Raw genomic sequence first — 18766 nt, 5'->3', positions numbered from 1 at the left:
CGAGTCCGTCAGGTCCCGTGGCCGGGCCGCTGCCGAGGTCGTGACTTTCACTGCGAGGTCGTGCGCTAGACCTCACGCCCTCGAGACGGAAGTCACGACGTCGGCCCGTCGGGCGGGTCGGCGGCGGCCGCCGGGCGGTGAGTCCGTCAGCTCCGGCATGAGTCCGTCAGTCGCAGCGGACTGACTGGTGCTGGGACTGACGGAGTCACGGCTGTGCCCCGGGCCACAAGGCGGCGCGGGCTCGGCGGGTCAGGCCTCCGGCCAGACGGACATGCCGCCCGGGAGGTGCGCGACGCGCGTGTGTCCCGCGGCGCGCAGGATCGTCAGGGCGTGCGCTGACCGACCGCCGACCGCGCAGAACAGCACGACGTCGCGGTCTTGCGGCACCGCCGCGCGCCCCTCGACGGTCATGAGCCGGTCGAGCGGCACGTGCACCGAGCCCGGGATCGTGCGGACCGCCCGCTCCTCGGCGGTGCGGACGTCGACGACGACGAGATCGTCGTCCCCGGCCGCCAGCGCGTCGAGCCGACGGCGCAGCTCGGCGACCGTGACCTCGTCGGGGAGGGGAGCGGCAGCGTCCGGCGTCGTGCCAGAGGTCGGAGCCGTGCTGGGGTGAGGCCCGCCGGGCCCGGCCGCGACCGGCGGGGTGGCCGCAGGGGCGGACCCCGCGGACAAGGGGCCTGCTCCGGGATACGAGGCAGCACAGGCTGCACCCTCCCGCCCGGACGCCGCGCCATCCCGCCCGGACGCAGCGCCATCCCGCCCGGATGCAGCGGTGCTTTGTCCGGGTGCTACGACTTCCGCGCGACGTGGCGCGGCGTTGGCCGCCCGCCCCGCGCTTGCGCCAACCGTGTGCCGCGAACCGGCACCGACCCCGGGCTCGGAACCTACGCCGTCGGGCATGGGCCGCGCGGCGGGCAGGGGCGGCGCGGCGGGCAGACGCGGCGCGGCGGGGAGGAGCGGCACCTCGGTCCAGCGGGACCGCAGCGCGTCGATCACGAGCACCCGCCCGAGCAGCACGTCACCGATGCCGGCGACGAGCTTGATCGCCTCGGTCGCCATGAGGGACCCGACCTGCCCGCACATCGCGCCGAGCACCCCGGCCTGCGAGCAGGACGGGACGGTGCCGGGCGCGGGCGGCTCGGGGAACAGGTCGCGCAGGGTGAGGCCGCGATCGTCGGGTGCGTCCGCCCAGAACACGGAGACCTGCGCGTCCATCTGCAGCACGGACGCCCACACGACGGGCAGCCCGAGGCGCGCGCACGCGTCGGACACGAGGTAGCGGGTGTCGAAGCTGTCGGTCCCGTCGAGGACGACGTCGTAGTCGCGCAGGATCTCGTCGGCGTTCGCCTCGGTCAGCCGCACCTCGTGGAGCACGACGTCGACCGACGGGTCGAGCGCCCGCGCCGCCCGCGCGGCGGAGCGCGTCTTGGGCGTGCCGACGTCCTCGGTGCGATGCAGCACCTGGCGCTGGAGGTTGGAGAGTGCGACGACGTCGTCGTCCACGACGCCGAGCGTGCCGACGCCTGCTGCGACGAGGTAGGAGATCGCCGGGGACCCGAGGCCGCCCGCGCCGAGCACGCACACGCGTGCGTTGCGCACGCGGCGCTGCGCCTCCTCGCCGAAGCCAGCGAGGAGGAGGTGCCGGGAGAACCGTTCGACGTCGTCGGGCGTGAGCGGAGGCCCGACCGCGACCAGGGGTGCCAGCATCCTCCCAACCTACCGGTGACCTCGCGGTGCCCCTCGGAGCGTGAGGTAGTGCCGTGCGCTCGGGGTAGGGGCGTAGATGGCCCTACCTCGCGTGAACGGGCCTACCTCGGCGGGAGCGTTGACGGGCGACGGGCAGCGGGGCGACGGCGCAGCGGGGCGACGGCGCAGCGGGGCGACGGCGCCGGACGGCGCGAGGTGCGAGACCCGCGCCGGCGCGATGCGTGCGAGGCCGCGCGACGGCGCAGCAAGCGGGGCAAGTGCGGGCGTCCGAACTTTCGCTCTCGGGGATGCGGCGCGGCGCCGCTGGAAGAATCGGGGGCATGCCCGAGAACCTCGACCCTTCGGCGCGCCCCGACGCGGACGCGCAGCACCCGAGCGGACGCACGCCGTCGTCCGCCGACGTGCGTCGCTGGCGCCGCTACCTCGCCGACGAGCTCGCCGAGGCGCAGGTCTACCGCGACCTCGCCCGCAGCCAGAAGGGCGAGGAGCGCGAGATCCTCCTCGCGATCGCCGAGGCCGAGGGGCGGCACGCCGCCCACTGGACCGCGCTCCTCGGGCCCGACGCCAAGCCCGCTCCGCGCACGCTGCGCAGCCGCGCGCTCGGCTGGCTCGCCCGCCGATTCGGCTCCGTGTTCACGCTCGCGCTCGTCCAGCGCGCCGAATCACGCTCCGAGTACGAGGCCGACGCCGACGCGACCGCCGCCATGGCCGCCGACGAGCGCATCCACGAGGAGGTCGTGCGCTCCCTCGCGACCCGCGGCCGTCGGCGCATCTCGGGCAACTTCCGCGCCGCCGTCTTCGGTGCGAACGACGGCCTGGTCTCAAACCTTGCGCTGATCCTCGGCATCGGCGCGTCCGGCGTCTCGTCTGCGACCGTCCTGCTCACCGGCGTCGCTGGCCTGCTCGCAGGGGCGCTGTCGATGGGGGCGGGCGAGTTCGTGTCGGTGCGTTCGCAGCGCGAGCTCGCCGAGGCGTCCCGTCCGTCGCCGCACGCGCGCCGGGCGCTGCCGGACCTCGACGTCGACGCGAACGAGCTCGCACTCGTCTACCGCGCCCGGGGCATGGACCCCGAGGCTGCGGAGGCGCGTGCGCGCCGCACGCTCGCGCTCGTGCAGCGCGTCGAGCAGGTGCAGGCCGACGAGAGCGCGGCGCTCGAGCTCGCCGGGTCGGCCCTGCCGTCTGTTCCCGCGCACGACGTCGAGGGCGCCGAGGTGCATCACGTCGCGTCCGGCAGCGACAGCAGCACTGGCGCCCCGCACCACGGCGCCGCGCACGACGGCACCGCGCACGACGGCGACGAGCACGACGGCGACGAGCACGACGGCGAGGAATCGCACGACCTGCTCGGCTCCGCCTGGGGTGCCGCGGCGTCGTCGTTCTGCTTCTTCGCGAGCGGCGCGCTCCTGCCGGTGCTGCCCTACCTGTTCGGCCTCGAGGGCCTCGCGGCTGTCATCGCCGCGGTGGTCATCGTCGGCCTCGCGCTGCTGGGCACGGGTGCGACGGTCGGCGTCCTCTCCGGGGCCTCGCCCGGCCGCCGCGCGCTGCGCCAGATCGCGATCGGCTACGGCGCCGCGGGCGCGACCTACCTGCTCGGCCTCGCGTTCGGGACGACGGTCTCGTAGCCCGTCTGCACGACGCACGAGGGCGGGTGCGCTGCGAGGTCTCCTCGCGGCCGCCCGTCCTCTGCGTCATGGGGCCCGAGGCGGTGAGGCCTCGATGTCCGGCCGCCCGTGCGATCACGGTTTCTCGGGACCGCGACGCGGGCCAGGCCGTGGATGGCGGCTCGTGGACTCGGCGAAGGGCCCTCACCTGCACGGTTGGCCGCCCGATTGCCGCAGGCGGCGGTGGCCCGCAGCATGGGGACGAGAGGCAAGGCGCTCCGTCCCCGACCGAAGGATGCCCCGATGAACGTCCTCCTGTGGATCCTGCAGATCCTGCTCGCCCTCGCCTTCTTCGCAGCGGGCGGGCTCAAAGCGACCCAGCCGAAGGACAAGCTCGAGGAGAAGCTGAGCTGGACGGAGGACTTCCCGCTCTGGTTCGTTCGTGCGATCGGCTACGTCGAGCTCCTCGGTGCGGCCGGGCTCATCCTGCCCGCGGCCACTGGGATCCTGCCGGTCCTGACCCCAGTCGCCGCCGTCGGCCTCGCGCTGACGATGCTCGGCGCGATGGTCGTGCACATCCGGCGCAAGGAGCCCGGGATGCTCGTGCTGAACATCGTTTTGTGCGCGATGGCCGTCGTCGTCGCGTGGGGCCGCTTCGGCCCGCACCCGCTCTGAGCCCCCACCCGACGGCCCCGCTCGCCGACGCCCCCGCTCGAGGTAGGGCCGGGCTCGCGAGGTAGGGCCGGGCTCGCGAGGTAGGGCCGGGCTCGCGAGGTAGGGCCGTAGACGGCGCTACCTCGCGTGCAAGGGCCTACCTCGTGGGAGCGGGCCAATCTCGCATGCAAGGGCCTACCTCGCGTGCAAGGGCCTGCCCCGCGCGGGGACGGTCCGGCTCAGCGGGACCAGCGGAACGTCTTGGTCGCGACGGTGAAGAGAACGACCGACCAGGCCGCCATGACGCCGAGCTGCAGCCACGCGACGTCGCCCTCGAACCACGCCGCGGTCATCGCCTGCGACGCCGCGCCGAGCGGCGTGCAGGACGCGACGGTCTTGAGGGTGTCGGGCATGAGCGGGCCGGGCGTCCACAGTCCGGCGAAGAACAGCATCGGGAAGTAGATGAGCATGCCGATGCCGTTCGCGGTCGAGGCGCGCGGCGCGAGCCCCGCGATGACCAGGCCGATGCTGAACATCGCGGTGATCGACAGCAGGAACGCGACGAGTGCCAGGACGGGTGCCTCGGGACCGGGCGCCCCGACGACGAGGAGCGCGGCGAGGAGCGCGACGAACGATCCCGCGACGACAGCCCCGACCTGCACGACCATCTGCGCGAGGAGCACGCCCTGCGGGCGCATCGGCGTCGTCGACAGACGGCGCAGCACGCCTGTCTCGCGGTACCCCGCGAGGACGAGCGGCATCGAGCTGAGGCCCGCCGTCGCGGCGGAGACGCACAAGATGACCGGCAGGAACATGTCGATCACGCGCATGCCGAGCCACGGCTCGGGGACGTCGGTGAGCGGTTCGCGCATCCCGGGGATGATGTAGCCCATCCCGACGAGCAGCACGGTCGGGAACGCGACGACGAAGAAGACGTTACCCGGGTAGCGCAGGAAGAGCCGTGCCTCGGCGCGGATCAGCGCGGACAGGCCACGCATCCCGCCGCGGGCGGGAGCGGCAGCGAGGGTGCTGGTCATCGCGCGACCTCCTGGTCCTCGTGGGTGACGAGGGCGACGAACGTGTCCTCGAGGGAACGGGTGCGCGTGCGGACCTCGTCGGGCACGACGCCGAGCGCGTGCAGCGCGATGATCACGTCCGGCAGGACCGTGCGGCTGCCGGTGACCTCGATCTCGTCGCCGACCTGCGTCGCCGAGGTGACGGCCGGCAGCGCGGCGAGCGTCGCGAGGTCCGGCGCGGGCTCGGGCAGGCGCATCCGGAACGACCGCCTGTCGCCGCTCACGCCCGTCAGCTCGGCGGGCGTGCCCTCCGCGACGACGCGGCCCTGGTCGATCACGACGAGGCGGTCGCACAGCCGCTCGGCCTCGTCCATGAAGTGCGTGACGAGGATGATCGTCACGCCGTCGTCCCGGACCTTCTCGATCATGTCCCACGTCTCGCGCCGCGCCTGCGGGTCGAGGCCGGTCGTGAGCTCGTCGAGGACCGCGACCTCGGGCTTGCCGACGAGGGCGAGCGCGATCGACAGCCGCTGCTTCTGACCGCCCGACAGGTCCTCGAACGCGGTGTCGCGGCGGTCCTCGAGGCCGAGGAGCCGCAGGAGCCGCTCGGGGTCGTCGGGGTCGGCGTAGAACGACGCGTACAGGGTGAGCGCCTCGTGGACGCGCAGCTTCACGGGGAGCTGCGACTCCTGGAGCTGGATGCCGAGGCGCTCGCGGACGAGCACCGCCTCGTTCGGGTCCTGCGGGTCGTGGCCGAGGACGCGGATGGTGCCGCCGTCGGCGGCGCGCAGGCCGGCGAGGCATTCGACGGTCGTCGTCTTCCCGGCCCCGTTGGGACCGAGGATCCCGAAGATCTCACCGTGCGCGACGTCGAAGCTGACGTCGTCGACGGCGACCTTCGTGCCGTAGGTCTTGCGCAGGTGGGTGACGCGGACGGCGTGGGTGTCCGCTGCGGCGCTGCGGGGCATGTCAGCCCTCCTTCTTGGCGATGGGGGCGCGGCGGACGAGCAGGTGGTACGCGGTCGCGGCAGCCGCGAGGACGAGAACCCCGAGGAGCGGGTGGCTCGGCACGCTCCCGGGAGCGCTGCCCCACGCCGTCCACTGGGCCTCGTTCGGCATGCCGACCCACCCCGTCAGGAGGATCGGGCTGAGCGCGAGCGGGAGGGCGAGGATGCCACCGAGGCCCCCGAACCGGTAGAAGCAGATGCCGACGAGCAGGCCGCTGAGCATGCCGGCGCTGAACAGGAGGGCGAGGCCTGCTGCGTAGGCGAGCGCGCCGTCCTGCAGGACGGCGCGTCCCGCGTCGTCGCTGCCGTGGACCCACCCGAGGCGGTCGTAGACCGCGCGCTCAGCGACGAGCAGCAGGGTCGCAACGACGGCGTTGCCGATCCCGGTCGCGACGGCCGCGATGATGGCGCCCTTGATGAAGGAGGCGCGGGTCATACCGGCGGCGACGTGCGTCGTGAGGAGCGACGTCGTGACCATGATCGCGATGCTGAAGGGGAACCACAGGAAGGCGTGGTGGGAGAACGCGACCCCGGACAGCTCGACGTTCACGGAGCGGCTCACGATCGCGAGGATCACCGCGACGACGACGACAGCGATCGCCCACGCCCATGCCATGAGGTAGGCGTAGACGCTGAGCTGCCAGACGGCCGATCGCTGCCACTGCGGTGCGCGGCGGGTCGGGTGCGCGGTGCGTGTCGTGGTGGTCATGCGTGGGCCTCCGTCCGGGACGTGCGCTCGGTGAGGTGGATGAACAGGTCCTGCAGGGGGACGGGGCCGGCGGTGACGCCGTGGTCGGCGGCGCGGTCGAGGACCGCGGTGTCGAGGTCCCCGAAGAGCGTCGCCTGGCGGGTGGGGCCGAGGTCGCGCGAGCCGATGACGGTCTGCCCGGCCGTGAGCCGGTCGACGGCGTCGGCCGGCCCGGTGAGCGTCACCCCGCGGGCGCGCAGGTCGTCGGCCTCCTCGCTGAGGAGCAGGCGGCCCTGGTCGATGATCGTGACGGTCTCGAGCATGGTCTCGATCTCGCTGATGAGGTGGCTGGAGACGACGATCGTGCGCGGGTGCTCGGCGAAGTCGGCGAGGAGCGCCTCGTAGAACGTGTTGCGCGAGGGGGCGTCCATGCCGAGGTGAACCTCGTCGAACATGGTCAGCGGCGACCGAGAGGCGAGCCCGACGACGACGCCGAACGCCGACGCCTGTCCGCGGGAGAGCGCCTGGGGCTTCTTGCGCGGGTCGAGGCCGAACCGGTCGAGGAGGCTCTCGGCGTACATGCGGTCGAAGCTCGGCCGTGCGAGTGCGAACCAGTCGAGGTTGACCTTGAGCGACTCGTCGCCGATGACGTCCCCGCACTCGCGGACGAGGCAGGTGTGCTCCATGCGGCGCTCGTCCTCGAACGGGTCGCCGCCGTCGACGGCGACGGTGCCGGCGGACGGCGCGCGCAGGGAGGCGATCGTGGACAGGAGCGTGGACTTGCCGGCGCCGTTGCGGCCGAGCAGCCCGTGGATGCGGTCGGGGGCGAGGTCGATCGTGACGTCGGTGAGGGCTGCGGTGCGGCCGTACGAGACGCCGAGGCCGGAGGTGCTGACGCTGTAGCCGGTCACTGTCGGTCTCCTTCCTGGGGCTGCTGGTCGAGGTAGGCGGTGAGGTCTGCGGTGGTGATGCCGAGGAGGGCGGCCTCACGGAGGACGGGGTCGAGCTTCTCGGTGAAGAACGCCTCGCGGCGGCGTTCGCGGAGCAGTGCGCGGGCGCCGTCGCTGACGAACATGCCGACGCCGCGCTGCTTGTGCAGGACGCCTTCGTCGACGAGCTGGGCGAAGGCCTTGGCGGCGGTGGCGGGGTTGATGCGGTAGGTCGTCGCGTACTGGGTCGTGGACATGACCTGGTCGCCTTCGTTCAGGGCCCCGGACAGGATCTCGCTGCGGATCGACTCGGCGATCTGCACGTAGATGGGTTCGCGTCCGTCGAACACCGGCCACCTCGCTTCGTTGGTTAGTTACATGACTAATGAACCACGGAACCTGGAAGGGCGCAAGAGGCAGGGCGCCCTTTCGGCAGGATGTATCTGACGCCGCGTCGGGGCGTCCTTCTGGTGTCGGTGCCCGTGTCTCCGGGGGGAGGCACGGGCACCGATCCAGAGGCGCGGCCCTGCGACGTAGGCTCGCGGGGTGCCTCGCCTGCTCATCGACACGACCCCGCTCCAGGAGTCCCCTGACTTCCGCCGCCTGTGGGCGGGACTCGGGCTGTCGAGCCTCGGGACGCAGCTCACGCTCGTCGCCGTGGGCCTCGAGGTGTACGCGCTCACGGGCTCGTCGTTCGCCGTCGGCGGCATCGGCATCGCCGCGCTCGTGCCCCTCGTCATCACCGGGCTGTACGGTGGCGCGGTCCTCGACGTGCACGACCGCCGCAAGGTCGCCCTGTCCTCCGCGATCGTCCTGTGGGTCGTCACCGCGCTGCTCGCGCTCCAGGCGTGGCTCGACGTCGACCAGCTCTGGGTGCTGTACGCGCTCGTCGCGGTGCAGCACGGGGCGTACGGCATCAACAGCCCGGCCCGCACCGCGATCATCCCGATGCTCGTCCCGCCGCGCAGCCTCCCGGCCGCGAACGCCCTGCAGACGCTCGTCTTCAACACGACGCTCATGGTCGGCCCCGTCGTGGGTGCGATGCTCGTCGCCCACTGGGACTACGAGATCGCATACACGATCGACGCCGTGATGTTCCTCGCGGCGCTCTGGGCGATGCTGCGGCTCCCGGCGCTGCCGCCCGGCACGGTCCTCTACGCGCACGACGGCGACGCCCCCGTCGTCTCGACGGCGCCGACGCGGCGTCCGGGCCTCGGCGCGGTCGTCGAGGGGCTGCGGTACCTCTCGACCCAGCCGAACGTGCGCATGACGTTCCTCGTCGATCTGGCCGCGATGGTGCTCGCGATGCCGCGCGTGCTGTTCCCGGCGATCGGCGTCGTCGTCCTGGGTGGCGGCGAGAGCACGACGGGCCTGCTCACGGCGGCGATCGCCGTCGGCGGGGTTGTGGCTGGGCTGCTCTCGGGCGGCCTGACGGGTATCCGGCGCCAGGGCGCCATGATCGTCTGGTCGATCACCGTCTGGGGTTTGGGTGTCGCGGCGTTCGGCGCCGTGCTCATCGCGGCGGGCCGCACGACACCGTCGCACGTCCTCGTGCCGGCGCTCGTCGTGGCGCTCGTCGCGCTCGCGGTGTGCGGGGCAGCGGACAACGTGTCGGCGATCTTCCGTCAGTCGATCCTGCAGACGGCGGCGCCGGACGATATGCGCGGGCGTCTCCAGGGGGTGTTCATCGTCGTGGTCGCGGGTGGTCCGCGTGCGGGTGACATGTGGCTCGGCACGCAGGCGCACTGGTGGGGCGAGGGCATGGCGGCGCTCGTCGGCGGGCTGAGCTGCATCGTCGTGCTGTGGCTGCTCGTGCGCTGGCAGCGGGGCTTCCTCGCCTACGACGCGGACCATCCCACGCCCTGACGCGCGGCTGCTCCGTAGTCGGGCCCCTGTTCCTCCTTCACGTCCTCGACCGATCGCCCGGATGCACATGTGAGGTGTGCTTCCGGGCGATCGGCGGTCTCGGCCCGCGCCGTTGACGATAATGGTTCTCATTATCTAGTGTGCGGAGCGGACATCCCCCGACCGAGAGGAGTGGGCGCCCACGCGCCCCACCAGCCATGACACGTACCAACCGCACACCCTGGGCGCGCCTCGCGCTCGGCATCGCCGTCCCGCTCGCCCTCCTGGGCGCGTGCGCGAGCGACCCCGGCACCCCCGCCGCGACCACCTCCACGACGCCCGCGACCGTCACCGAGCCAGCGACCGAGCAGGCCGCGGCCAAGCCGCGCATCGCCGTCACGTACGACGGCGGCGTCCAGGTCCTCGACGCGTCGACCCTCGAGGTCCTCGCCGACATCCCCGTCGACGGATACGTGCGCCTCAACGCCGCAGGCGACGGCCGCCACGCGCTCGTCTCGACGTCACGCGGCTTCGAGGTCCTCGACCTCGGCACGTGGAGCGAGGCCCACGGCGACCACGCGCACCACTTCACCTCCGCCCCGCACCTCACGGGCGCCGTCTACCCCGCGCAGAAGCCCGGCCACGTCGTCGTGCACGACGGGCGCACCGCACTGTTCGACGACGGCACGGGCGCGATCGTCGTCGTCGACTCCTCCGACGTCGCGGCAGGTCCCGACGGCGCCGAGGGTGCACGCCGGCTCGCGACGCCGACCGCCCACCACGGAGTCGCGGTCGAGCTCGGAGACGGCAGCCTCGTCGTCTCCGACGGGACCGCCGAGGAGCGCACGAGCGTCCGCCTCCTCGACGCCGCCGGTGCGGAGGCCGCGCGGACCGACGCCTGCCCTGGAGTCCACGGCGAGGCGGTCGCGCAGGGCGACGCCGTGCTGATCGGCTGCGAGGATGGTGCCGTGCTCGTGCGCGACGGGGAGATCGCGAAGATCGACAGCCCGGACGCGTACGGCCGGATCGGCAACCAGGCCGGGTCGCACGCCTCGACGGTCGTGCTCGGCGACTACAAGAGCGACCCCGACGCGGAGCTCGAGCGTCCGACCCGCGTCTCGCTCATCGACACGCAGGACGCGACGCTCACGCTCGTCGACCTGCCCGCGAGCTACACCTTCCGCTCGCTCGAGCGCGCCGACGACGGCGCCGCGCTCGTCCTCGGGACCGACGGCGCGATCCACGTGATCGACCCGGAGAAGGCCCAGGTGACGACGTCCGTCGCGGTGATCGACGCCTGGGAGGAGCCTCTCGAGTGGCAGCAGCCGCGACCCGCGATCCGTGCGCTCGACGGCTCCGTGTACGTGACCGACCCGGCTACGCGACGGATCCTCGCGGTCGACGTCGAGACCGGCAAGGTGTGGCGCGAGGCGACGCTCGACGTCGTGCCCGACGAGATCGTCGGCGTCACCGGCGAGGCGCCGGAGGCGCACGACGAGGACCACGCTGACGGCGGGCGCGACGACGCCGGGCACGAGGGCCACGACCACGACTGACCGCCCCTGATCCGCCGCCCCTCGGCGCCAACCCCCTCCTGACCGATCGCCCGGATCCACGCCTGACGTGTGGATCTGGGCGATCGGTGCGTGGAGGGGGCGGGGGTCGGAGGGGTTCGGGCGCGGCGCGAGGTCCGAGGAGGGCGCCGCGCGACCTTCTGACCTGCGGTGGGACCTTCGTCCTGACTTGTCTCCCCGCTATTGACGCTGTGTCAATAGCGGTCGTACGGTCGCCGTGAAGACAGGTCAGGAGGCCCCCATGGCTGGACGCAAGCAGCGCATCGATCCCGAGGTGCGCGCCGAGGAGATCATCGCCGCCGCGCGCGCGCTCTTCTCCGAGAAAGGCATCGGTCGCACGTCCATCAAGGACGTCGCCGAGCGTGCCGGCATCGCCCGCGGCCTCGTCTACTACTACTTCCCGGACAAGGACGCGCTCGTCGACGCCGTCTTCGAGAGCTACGCCGACGAGTTCGCCGAGGCCGTCCGCCAGTGGGACGCCGCCCGCGAGGTCGGCAACATCGACAAGGCCCTCGTCGACTGCATCGCCCTGTTCCGCAAGCACCTCCACTCCGAGGACCCGCTGCGCGACGACCTGCAGCGCGTCGAGAACGCGCGCCTCTACAACCGCTTTCTCGACCACGCCGTCCGCGCGATCGTCGCGTGCCTCAAGGTCACGACGATCGAGGCGTACGCCGCACGGCACCGCATCCGCATCGAGCACGTCCCCGAGACCTTCTACGTGCTCATCTACGGCCTCGTCGGCCTCGTGCGGAACAACCCCGACACCGACGACGCCGTCCTCGTCGCGATCGTCCGCCAGGCCCTGCACATGGGCGAGGAGGGCTGAGCCGCGAGCTGAGATCTGAGCGCAGGCTCCCTCCACGCGCCGGGAGCCGTCACGCGCGAGGGGTGGCGCGCCACCGCGGCGACCCGTGTCGCCGCAACCTTCGTCCAAGGAGATGACGGTGTTCCTCTTCGACTCGATCCCCTGGTACTCGGCCCTCATGTGGTTCGTCGTGCTCGGGGCGCTCATCGGCCTCAACGAGCTCGTCCGCTGGTCCAAGAAGGCCGCGATCGCGCTCTTCATCGTGCTGCCGATCATCCTGACGATCTTCGTCTGGCCCCACACGGCCAGCGCAGGTTCTTCGACCGGCACGTGGTTCCACTGGGTCAAGGTGTACTCGGCGCTCGCCGGGTGCATCGGGTTCATGCTCATTCGCTACAACCCGCGCATCGCCGCGATGAAGTACGCGCTGTGGTTCCCGCCCGCGATCCTCGCGCTCAACATCGCCGAGGCCGTCATCCGCGACTTCCAGGTCTCCGGCATGCACGGCATGGTTGACGGCGTGTTCATGGTCGGCGGCTCGTGGAACGTCATGAACGGCATCGCCGGCATCCTGAACCTCGTGACGATCTGCGGCTGGGCCGGGATCTTCATCACGCGGGACCGCTTCCAGGACATGGTGTGGCCCGACATGATGTGGTTCTGGGTCATCGCGTACGACCTGTGGAACTTCGCGTACGTGTACAACTGCGTGGGCGACCACGCGTTCTACGCGGGCGCCGCGCTGCTCATCTCGTGCACCATCCCGGCGTTCTTCCTGCGCAAGGGCGCTTGGCTGCAGCACCGCGCGCACACCCTCGCGTTCTGGATGATGTTCACCATGGCGGTCCCGTCGTTCGTGAGCGACTCCAAGTTCGCCGTGGATGCGTCGCACAACACCACTGCGCTGTTCCTCGTGAGCCTCCTGTCGCTCCTCGCGAACATCGCCGTCGTCGTCTACCAGGTGCGCGTGATCGTCACGAAGAAGCGCAACCCGCTGCGCGACGAGCTCTTCGTCGAGCAGGCGTCCTACCAGCAGCTCGCCGCCGAGCGTCCCGCGACCGCTGGCGAGGCGCGTACATCCGAGGCGGCTGCGGCCGTCTGACCGTCGCCCGGAGCCACCGACCGCCCGCATGCACACGTGATGTGTGGATGCGGGCGATCGGTGCTTGTGGCGGGGGCTCGCCCCGACAGCGTCAGGCGGCGAGGAACGCCGCGGACTCGGCGCGCTCACGGATGCCGCGGAGCATCTGCTGGCTCATGAGGAACGACACGAGAGACGCGGGCTCGACGACGAGCGCCGCCGTCCGCGCGAGGTACTGGTAGCGCTCGCGCACGACGAGCCGCGTGCCGACCGCGCCCGGCAGGAGCGTGAACGACCACGTGAAACGGAAGGGCGGCCCGGCGGGGCCGGTCGAGCCGAGCGGCGACCGCAGGACGAGCGCGCGCCCGGGCTCGAGCATCGCGACCTCGAGGTCGAAGCCTTCCGCGAGGGCGATGGGGTCGCCGACGGCGAGATCCTGCAGGTGCGGCTCGATGCGGTCGGTCGAGCGGATGTCGAGGCCTGCGAGGTTCTCGAGGAAGTCGTAGCTGTAGAACCCGCCGCGGCCCTTGCCGAGCTGCACGAGCCACGGCCACACCTGGTCGGCGGCGGCGCGGATCGACACGGCACGCGTCGACTGGTGGTCGGCGATGGGCAGCAGGTCGTCGCCCGGGAGCTCGGCGTCCAGCTCGGACTCGGTCGTGCCCCACTGCAGCGACCACGTGCGCAGGAGGGGCAGGGAGCCGACGGCGAGCACCCCGGCGAGAGCGGCGACACGCCTGGGCGTGGGCTTGGGCGGGAGGAGTCGTCGGAGGGCGCTCATCCACCTACCCAACACCGCCAGGCTGCGAACCGCTAGTGCCGGAGGTCCTGACTCGCGGCGACGCCCCCCTCAGGCGGGCGTGCGCACGGTCCAGCCGAAGCGCGCGCGCAGAGCCTCGACACCGGCTGCGGGCCAGGTGTCGACGCGTCCTGCGAGGTGCTCCTCGGCGAGGTCGAGCAGCGCACGGGCTGCGTTCTCGGGGTGCTGGGCGAGCGCCGCGTCGAGCTGCGCGCCGACCTCCGGGTACGCGTCCTCGAACCGGCGCTTGCGGTCGAGGTGGTCGACGAACGCGTCGCCTGACGGCGGCACGACGGCGGTCCACGCGTCGATCAGCTCGGCGACGGCGTAGGTGCGCACGTGCGCACCGGCGGCGACGCGCTCGCCGCGGCGGGCGCGGCCGACGCCGATCAGGAGCAGCGACAGGAACAGGCCGAGCGCCCGGTCGACGTCGACCTCCTTGGGCCCGGGGGTCTGCGCGACCGCGCGGCTGATCGCGTCGGCGACACCGCCGCGGTCGAGGACGACGCGGTGGTGGTTGGTGCCGAAGCCCGCGACCTCGTCGAGGGTCGCGACGGCGAGCTCGAGGACGTGCGCGTCGTCGTACACGACCTTGAGGCCGTGCGCGGTCTCGCGCGGGGCGAGGACGATGCGCTCGTGGTCGGGCAGCCACGACAGGTCGCGACGCATCTGCTCCGCGACGTCGTCGCGCACGACGAGGTAGAAGTCGTGGTCGCTCCACTCGTCGAGGCGCTCACGCTGTGCGCCAGAGCCGAGCAGCACGAGGCCGAGCACCTCGTCGCGCGCCGAGACGGACGCGACGAGCCGCTCCGTGAAGTGGTCGAACTGCGCGACCGGGTCCTGGCCGGGCCCCTCGCGGCCCACGGTGGCCCCCGGCACGTCAGCCGAGCCCGACGACGAGGCCGGTGGCGGACTTGGTGACGCGGACCGCCTGGACCTCGGTGCCGTCAGGGAGGAGGAACGTCAGCTTCTCCTTCGCCTCGCCGACCGAGGTGGCGCGCGCGTAGGTGAGCTGGCGCAGGAACGCCTGAGAGTCGAGGCCCTCGACGGCGGGAGCGGCCGCGGTCGCGCTCTCGATCGTGGACTTCGCGAGGCGAGTGGCGGCGGGCTCCTGTTGGGCCTCGGCGGGCTCCGGCTGGGCTTCCGCGGTCACCGGGGCCCAGGTGGCGGGCTCGGCCGGGGCCGCAGGTGCGATGGGCTCGGCCTCGATCGGCGCGGGCTCAGCGGCAGCGGGCGCGGACGCCTCGGGCTCGACCGGGGCGGCTTCCTGCTCAGCCTGCGCCTCGGGCTGGGACTGCTCGACCGGAGCGGGCTCGCCGGGAGCGCGCTCCGCGCTCGCGACGGGCTCGAAGGCGGTGACGGGCGCCCAAGCCTCCTCCTCGACGCCGAAGGCGTCGGCGGCGATCGGCGGCGGAGCGGGGAGGTCGGGCGACGTCGCGGTCCACTCGGACGACACGGGCGGCGTCCACGGCTGCGAGGCGGGGGCCGACCACACGGGCGTCACGGCCTCGGTGGCGTCGGGGGCCGCGCCCTGCGGGGCGGAAGCCTCGGCCGCGGGTGCGACGTCGTCGGTCGTCTCGGGCGCAGGGGCGTCCGTAGCGTCGACGGTGACCGGAGCGGCTGCGTCCGCAGCGTCGTCGGCGACAGGTGCGGGGGCGTCGGGAGCGGGCTCCTCGGGCGCAGCGGGCGCGGAGGTCGCCCAGGCAGGCAGCTCGACGGCGGGAGCGGTGTTCTCGGGCGTCTCGGCGGGCGTCGGCGCGAACGCGGGCGCCTCCTCCTCGACGGGGGTCACAGGTGCGGGGGTCTCGTCGACGGGAGCGGCCTGGGGCTCGGGCTGCACGCCGGTCGGCGCCCACTGCGGCACGAAGGCGTCGCTGTGGCGGGCGGCCGTCTCGGCGAGCGAGCTCACCCACGGCAGGGGGTCGGCGGAGCCCTCCGGCTCGACGACGGGCTCGGACGGGCTCTCCGCGACGGGCTCGGACGGCGCCGGCTCGGAGGCCGCGGACGCGGGCTCCTCGGCGCGCGCGGCGTCGTCAGTGGCGGTCTCAACCGGAGCGGCGTCGGCAGGCTCGGGCGTCGCGACGGCAGCAGGCGCCGCAGCGGCGGCGAGCGGGGCGGCGGCCTCGGCGGGCGAGGCAGGCGTCGCGTCGGGGACGGAGGTCGCTGCGAGCTCGGGATCGGCGGGCGCGGGCTCGGCGGGAGCGGCGTCGGCGGGTGCCGGCTCGACGGCGTCGGAAGCCTCCACGACGGGGGCTGCGGGACCGGCGGCAGGGCCGCCGAGGTCCTCGACGCCGGCAGGCGTCGCGAGGGACGGCACGGACACCTCGGCTGCGGGCGCGGCGTCGACCACGGCGGCCTGCGGCTCGTCGGCCTCGTGCGCGCTCACGGGCGTGAGCGGCTCGCCGCGCTGGGCGCGCGCGATGTACGTGTTGAGCGTCGAGATGATCTCGTCGAGCAGGTCGTCGACCTCCACGACGTCGTACCCCTCGCGCAGGCGCGTCGTCGTGAAGCGCGCGGCGAGCAGGTCGTTGGGCGTCAGCAGGGGCGAGCCGTCAGCCTTGACGGTCTGCCCGCGCTCGAGGTGGGCAAGCGTGTCGGCTGCCGCGTCGAGGACCTGGTCGACCTCGGGGATCTCGTAGCCCTCGCGGAACTTGGTCGCGGTGAACCGTGCGCTGCGGACGTCGGCGGAAGACAGCATGCGTGACCTCGATGGGTGAGTGCCGTGGCGGGTGTGACGATGTTATCGACACGCTGGAGCGTCGGCATGACCTCTCGGACGCGTCGGACCGGGCGATTTCTCGCCGGCCCGACGCGCCGGAGACGTCAGGACGCGGTGGTGGTGCTGCTCGGCTCGGGGCGTGTGCCCGAGGTGGCCGAGATGCCTTGGACGAACTGGGACAGGTCGATCCCCAGGAGGGACTTGATGATCTCCTGCCCCTCGCCCAGGACCGAGCTGACGGACTTCGTCAGCTGGGACGCGCCGTCCGTCGAGACGACGGTCATGTTGTCGATCGACGCGAGCGGTTCGGCGGCGGCGCGGACGATCTCGGGCAGGCGCGAGATGAGCTCCTGCGCGAGCGCGGCCTCGCCGTACTTCTTGAGCGCCTCGGCCTTGGCGTCCGTCGCGGCGGCCTCTGCGCGGCCCTCCGCCTCGGTCGCGGCGGCGCGGGCCTCACCCTCGGCGCGGATACCGGCGGCGAGGGCGACCTGGCGGTCACGCTCGGCCTCACCGGCGCGACGGACGGACTCGGCGGCAGCCTCGGCGTCCTGGATCGCTGCGGTCTTGTTCGCCTGGGCGATGGTCGTGCGCTTGAACGCGTCGGCCTCGGTCGCGGCGTTCGCGGCGTCACGCTCGGCGTTGGCGCGCTGGACTGCGGCGTACGCGTCGGCCTCGGCGGGCTTGCGGACGGAGATGTCGAGCTCCTCCTCCGTCACCTTCGCCTGCTCGGCGAGGGCCTCGCGCTGCTGGGCCGCGACGAGGCGGTCCTGCTCGGCGCGCGCGAGCTGGCCAGCGGCCTCCGCCTCGGCGTTGGCGCGGTCGGTCTGCGCCTTGATCGCGGCGCGCTTGAGGTCGAGCGCCTTCTGACGCTCGGCGATCTGCTCGGCCGCCTCGATGACGGCGAACTCGGCGACACGCTGCGCCTCGGCCTCGGAGACCTCGGCGACCTGGCGGGCGCGGGCGTTCTCGGCGCGGCCGAGGTTGGCGAGGTAGTCCGACCCGGGGGTCGAGATGTCGGAGATGTTGAGCAGGTCGACCTGGAGGCCCTGCTCGGAGAGGTCGGTCTTGGTCGAGTCGACGACACGGTCGGACAGGCCCTTGCGGTCGGAGATGATCTGCTCGATCGTCATGTCGCCGACGATGGAGCGCAGCGAGCCCTCGAGGGACTCCTTGATGATCTCGGTGAGCGCGCCCTGCTGGGACAGGAAGCGCTGCGCGGCACGGCGCACGCCGTCCTCGTCGCCGCGGACCTTGAAGTTGATGGACGCCTTGATGGCGATCTTGATGCGGTTCTTGTCGACGCCCTCGACGGTGATGCCGATCTGGCGCTGCTCGAGCGAGATCGCGAAGCCCTGCTGGAGGATCGGCCAGACGAACACGCGGCCGCCGACGACGACGCGCTGCCCACCGACGGCTTCGGCGGCGCGCTTGCCGGCGCCACGGCCGACGATGATGAGCGCCTCGTTCGGCGGGACGCGGCGGATGCGGTTGGCGACGAAGGCGACGATCGCGAAGAACGCGATCGCGAGCGCTCCGACGCCGATGACTGTCCAGAAGTTCGGGTCGTTCATGGTGGCCCCCTGCAGGGGAGTCCTTCCTGTGCGGCGTTGCGGTCAGGTGGTGCTGCGCCGCCCCTGCGGGCGGCGAGGTTCGTCAGCCTGCGCGCGCAGGCGGAAGGCAGACCCGGGGTGGGTGCGGTCAGGCCTCGGTGGCGGGGGTGTCGAGGGTGACCTCGACGCGCGAGCCCTGCTGCTGGACGACGACGATGCGTGAGCCCTCGGGGATCGGGCTGCGGGACCATGCCATGCGGCGCTCGAGCTCCTGCGCGGCGTCGAGGAACACCTCGCCGCGCTCGGGGGTGATGTCGGTCTTGGCGACGCCGGTCGTGCCGACGAGCGAGACGGGCAGGCCGTCCTCGGTGCTCTGCAGCCTCTTGACGAGGACCTGCACGACGACGACGGCGAGCACGCCCGCGATCGCGGAACCCACGTAGGTGACAGCACTCGGGAGGTTGTTGGCAGTGGTGATGACGCCGACCGCACCGAAAACGACGGCGCCCACGCCGAGGCCCGTACCGGACAGGACGCCGTCCCCGACCTCGAACGCCTCGCCGATGAGCATGGAGGCGGCGAGGAGCACGAGCCCGATGCCGCCGATGGCGATGAAGATCGTCACGCTGTTCCTTCCCCCGTCGGCACTGGGCCCTACTGGCACTGTGCCGTGGGCCGCACTCTAGCGAACCTTGCGGTCCTGCGTGCGGGTTTGCTGCGACGGTCTCGGGTCGACGGTGCAGGGCGTAGCCTCTCGTGGCTGCCCTCACGCTTCTCGTGCGACG

Annotated in this window: 17 protein-coding genes; 6 read left to right on the top strand and 11 right to left on the bottom strand. The window is 72.7% G+C overall.

The genetic code is table 11. From position 1 onward, the window contains the following. Positions 1 to 249: 249 nt before the first annotated feature. A complete protein-coding gene (locus ATL41_RS07470) occupies positions 250 to 1710 on the bottom strand; it encodes a ThiF family adenylyltransferase (protein ID WP_098457920.1) in 1461 nt (486 codons plus the stop codon). A gap of 320 nt (positions 1711 to 2030) precedes the next feature. Here ATL41_RS07470 and ATL41_RS07465 point away from each other — a divergent pair, with 320 nt between their 5' ends. Both ATL41_RS07465 and ATL41_RS07460 read left to right on the top strand, forming a co-directional pair. Beyond that, positions 2031 to 3332 (top strand): VIT1/CCC1 transporter family protein, encoded by a 1302-nt coding sequence (locus tag ATL41_RS07465; protein ID WP_098457919.1) that lies wholly within the window; start codon positions 2031 to 2033, stop codon positions 3330 to 3332. 282 nt (positions 3333 to 3614) lie between these two features. Then, positions 3615 to 3986, top strand: coding sequence for a DoxX family protein (locus ATL41_RS07460; RefSeq protein ID WP_098457918.1), 372 nt, complete (start codon positions 3615 to 3617; stop codon positions 3984 to 3986). A 218-nt stretch (positions 3987 to 4204) separates the two neighbouring features. On the opposite strand, the gene ATL41_RS07455 is transcribed toward ATL41_RS07460, so the two are convergent. Genes ATL41_RS07455 through ATL41_RS07435 form a run of 5 tightly spaced genes read right to left on the bottom strand, consistent with a single transcriptional unit; the run spans position 4205 to position 7955 of the window. Then, positions 4205 to 5002 carry an ABC transporter permease gene (locus ATL41_RS07455; RefSeq protein ID WP_098457917.1) on the bottom strand — a complete coding sequence of 266 codons (798 nt, stop codon included), beginning with the start codon at positions 5000 to 5002 and terminating at the stop codon, positions 4205 to 4207. Further along, positions 4999 to 5949, bottom strand: coding sequence for an ABC transporter ATP-binding protein (locus ATL41_RS07450; protein WP_098457916.1), 951 nt, complete (start codon positions 5947 to 5949; stop codon positions 4999 to 5001). Before ATL41_RS07450 ends, ATL41_RS07455 begins: the two co-directional genes overlap by 4 nt. A gap of 1 nt (position 5950) precedes the next feature. After that, a complete protein-coding gene (locus ATL41_RS07445; protein WP_098457915.1) occupies positions 5951 to 6697 on the bottom strand; it encodes a hypothetical protein in 747 nt (248 codons plus the stop codon). Continuing rightward, on the bottom strand, positions 6694 to 7587 hold the full coding sequence (locus ATL41_RS07440; RefSeq protein ID WP_098457914.1) for an ATP-binding cassette domain-containing protein: 894 nt from the start codon (positions 7585 to 7587) through the stop codon (positions 6694 to 6696). The genes ATL41_RS07445 and ATL41_RS07440 overlap by 4 nt, the downstream gene beginning before the upstream one ends. Further along, entirely contained in the window at positions 7584 to 7955 is a 372-nt protein-coding gene (locus ATL41_RS07435; RefSeq protein ID WP_098457913.1) for a GntR family transcriptional regulator, read from the bottom strand. The genes ATL41_RS07440 and ATL41_RS07435 overlap by 4 nt, the downstream gene beginning before the upstream one ends. A 196-nt stretch (positions 7956 to 8151) precedes the next feature. Here ATL41_RS07435 and ATL41_RS07430 point away from each other — a divergent pair, with 196 nt between their 5' ends. From ATL41_RS07430 to ATL41_RS07415, 4 genes are all read left to right on the top strand, one after another. Continuing rightward, positions 8152 to 9471, top strand: a complete 1320-nt coding sequence (locus ATL41_RS07430; RefSeq protein ID WP_098457912.1) for an MFS transporter — start codon at positions 8152 to 8154, stop codon at positions 9469 to 9471. A gap of 197 nt (positions 9472 to 9668) precedes the next feature. Further along, positions 9669 to 11006, top strand: a complete 1338-nt coding sequence (gene aztD, locus ATL41_RS07425) for a zinc metallochaperone AztD (RefSeq protein WP_098457911.1) — start codon at positions 9669 to 9671, stop codon at positions 11004 to 11006. A gap of 259 nt (positions 11007 to 11265) precedes the next feature. Further along, complete coding sequence (locus ATL41_RS07420; protein ID WP_098457910.1) at positions 11266 to 11853, top strand: TetR/AcrR family transcriptional regulator; 588 nt, start codon at positions 11266 to 11268, stop codon at positions 11851 to 11853. 112 nt (positions 11854 to 11965) lie between these two features. Next, a complete protein-coding gene (locus tag ATL41_RS07415) occupies positions 11966 to 12934 on the top strand; it encodes a DUF5692 family protein (RefSeq protein ID WP_245854678.1) in 969 nt (322 codons plus the stop codon). A 91-nt stretch (positions 12935 to 13025) separates the two neighbouring features. Here the strand turns inward: ATL41_RS07415 and ATL41_RS07410 are convergent, their stop codons facing one another. The 5 genes from ATL41_RS07410 to ATL41_RS07390 all read right to left on the bottom strand — a co-directional run bounded on the left by ATL41_RS07410 (position 13026) and on the right by ATL41_RS07390 (position 18606). Beyond that, positions 13026 to 13694, bottom strand: coding sequence for an SRPBCC family protein (locus tag ATL41_RS07410; protein ID WP_098457908.1), 669 nt, complete (start codon positions 13692 to 13694; stop codon positions 13026 to 13028). Positions 13695 to 13763: 69 nt separating this feature from the next. Then, complete coding sequence (locus ATL41_RS07405) at positions 13764 to 14591, bottom strand: hypothetical protein (RefSeq protein ID WP_143556590.1); 828 nt, start codon at positions 14589 to 14591, stop codon at positions 13764 to 13766. 1 nt (position 14592) lies between these two features. Then, entirely contained in the window at positions 14593 to 16410 is a 1818-nt protein-coding gene (locus ATL41_RS07400; RefSeq protein WP_098457906.1) for a DivIVA domain-containing protein, read from the bottom strand. 125 nt (positions 16411 to 16535) lie between these two features. Further along, a complete protein-coding gene (locus ATL41_RS07395; protein WP_098457905.1) occupies positions 16536 to 18002 on the bottom strand; it encodes a flotillin family protein in 1467 nt (488 codons plus the stop codon). A 127-nt stretch (positions 18003 to 18129) separates the two neighbouring features. Continuing rightward, positions 18130 to 18606, bottom strand: coding sequence for an NfeD family protein (locus ATL41_RS07390; RefSeq protein ID WP_098457904.1), 477 nt, complete (start codon positions 18604 to 18606; stop codon positions 18130 to 18132). Positions 18607 to 18766: the final 160 nt, after the last annotated feature.

Origin of the sequence: Flavimobilis soli (assembly GCF_002564025.1) — a bacterium.
Taxonomy (GTDB): domain Bacteria; phylum Actinomycetota; class Actinomycetes; order Actinomycetales; family Cellulomonadaceae; genus Flavimobilis; species Flavimobilis soli.
This window is presented reverse-complemented; position numbering and strand designations above follow the sequence as displayed.

Excerpts from the sequence above, each read along its gene's own strand:
- ATL41_RS07470 (WP_098457920.1), bottom strand. The coding sequence starts at position 1,710 with ATGCTGGCACCCCTGGTCGCGGTCGGGCCTCCGCTCACGCCCGACGAC.
- ATL41_RS07465 (WP_098457919.1), top strand. The coding sequence starts at position 2,031 with ATGCCCGAGAACCTCGACCCTTCGGCGCGCCCCGACGCGGACGCGCAG.
- ATL41_RS07460 (WP_098457918.1), top strand. The coding sequence starts at position 3,615 with ATGAACGTCCTCCTGTGGATCCTGCAGATCCTGCTCGCCCTCGCCTTC.
- ATL41_RS07455 (WP_098457917.1), bottom strand. The coding sequence starts at position 5,002 with ATGACCAGCACCCTCGCTGCCGCTCCCGCCCGCGGCGGGATGCGTGGC.
- ATL41_RS07450 (WP_098457916.1), bottom strand. The coding sequence starts at position 5,949 with ATGCCCCGCAGCGCCGCAGCGGACACCCACGCCGTCCGCGTCACCCAC.
- ATL41_RS07445 (WP_098457915.1), bottom strand. The coding sequence starts at position 6,697 with ATGACCACCACGACACGCACCGCGCACCCGACCCGCCGCGCACCGCAG.
- aztD (WP_098457911.1), top strand. The coding sequence starts at position 9,669 with ATGACACGTACCAACCGCACACCCTGGGCGCGCCTCGCGCTCGGCATC.
- ATL41_RS07420 (WP_098457910.1), top strand. The coding sequence starts at position 11,266 with ATGGCTGGACGCAAGCAGCGCATCGATCCCGAGGTGCGCGCCGAGGAG.
- ATL41_RS07415 (WP_245854678.1), top strand. The coding sequence starts at position 11,966 with ATGACGGTGTTCCTCTTCGACTCGATCCCCTGGTACTCGGCCCTCATG.
- ATL41_RS07410 (WP_098457908.1), bottom strand. The coding sequence starts at position 13,694 with ATGAGCGCCCTCCGACGACTCCTCCCGCCCAAGCCCACGCCCAGGCGT.
- ATL41_RS07400 (WP_098457906.1), bottom strand. The coding sequence starts at position 16,410 with ATGCTGTCTTCCGCCGACGTCCGCAGCGCACGGTTCACCGCGACCAAG.
- ATL41_RS07395 (WP_098457905.1), bottom strand. The coding sequence starts at position 18,002 with ATGAACGACCCGAACTTCTGGACAGTCATCGGCGTCGGAGCGCTCGCG.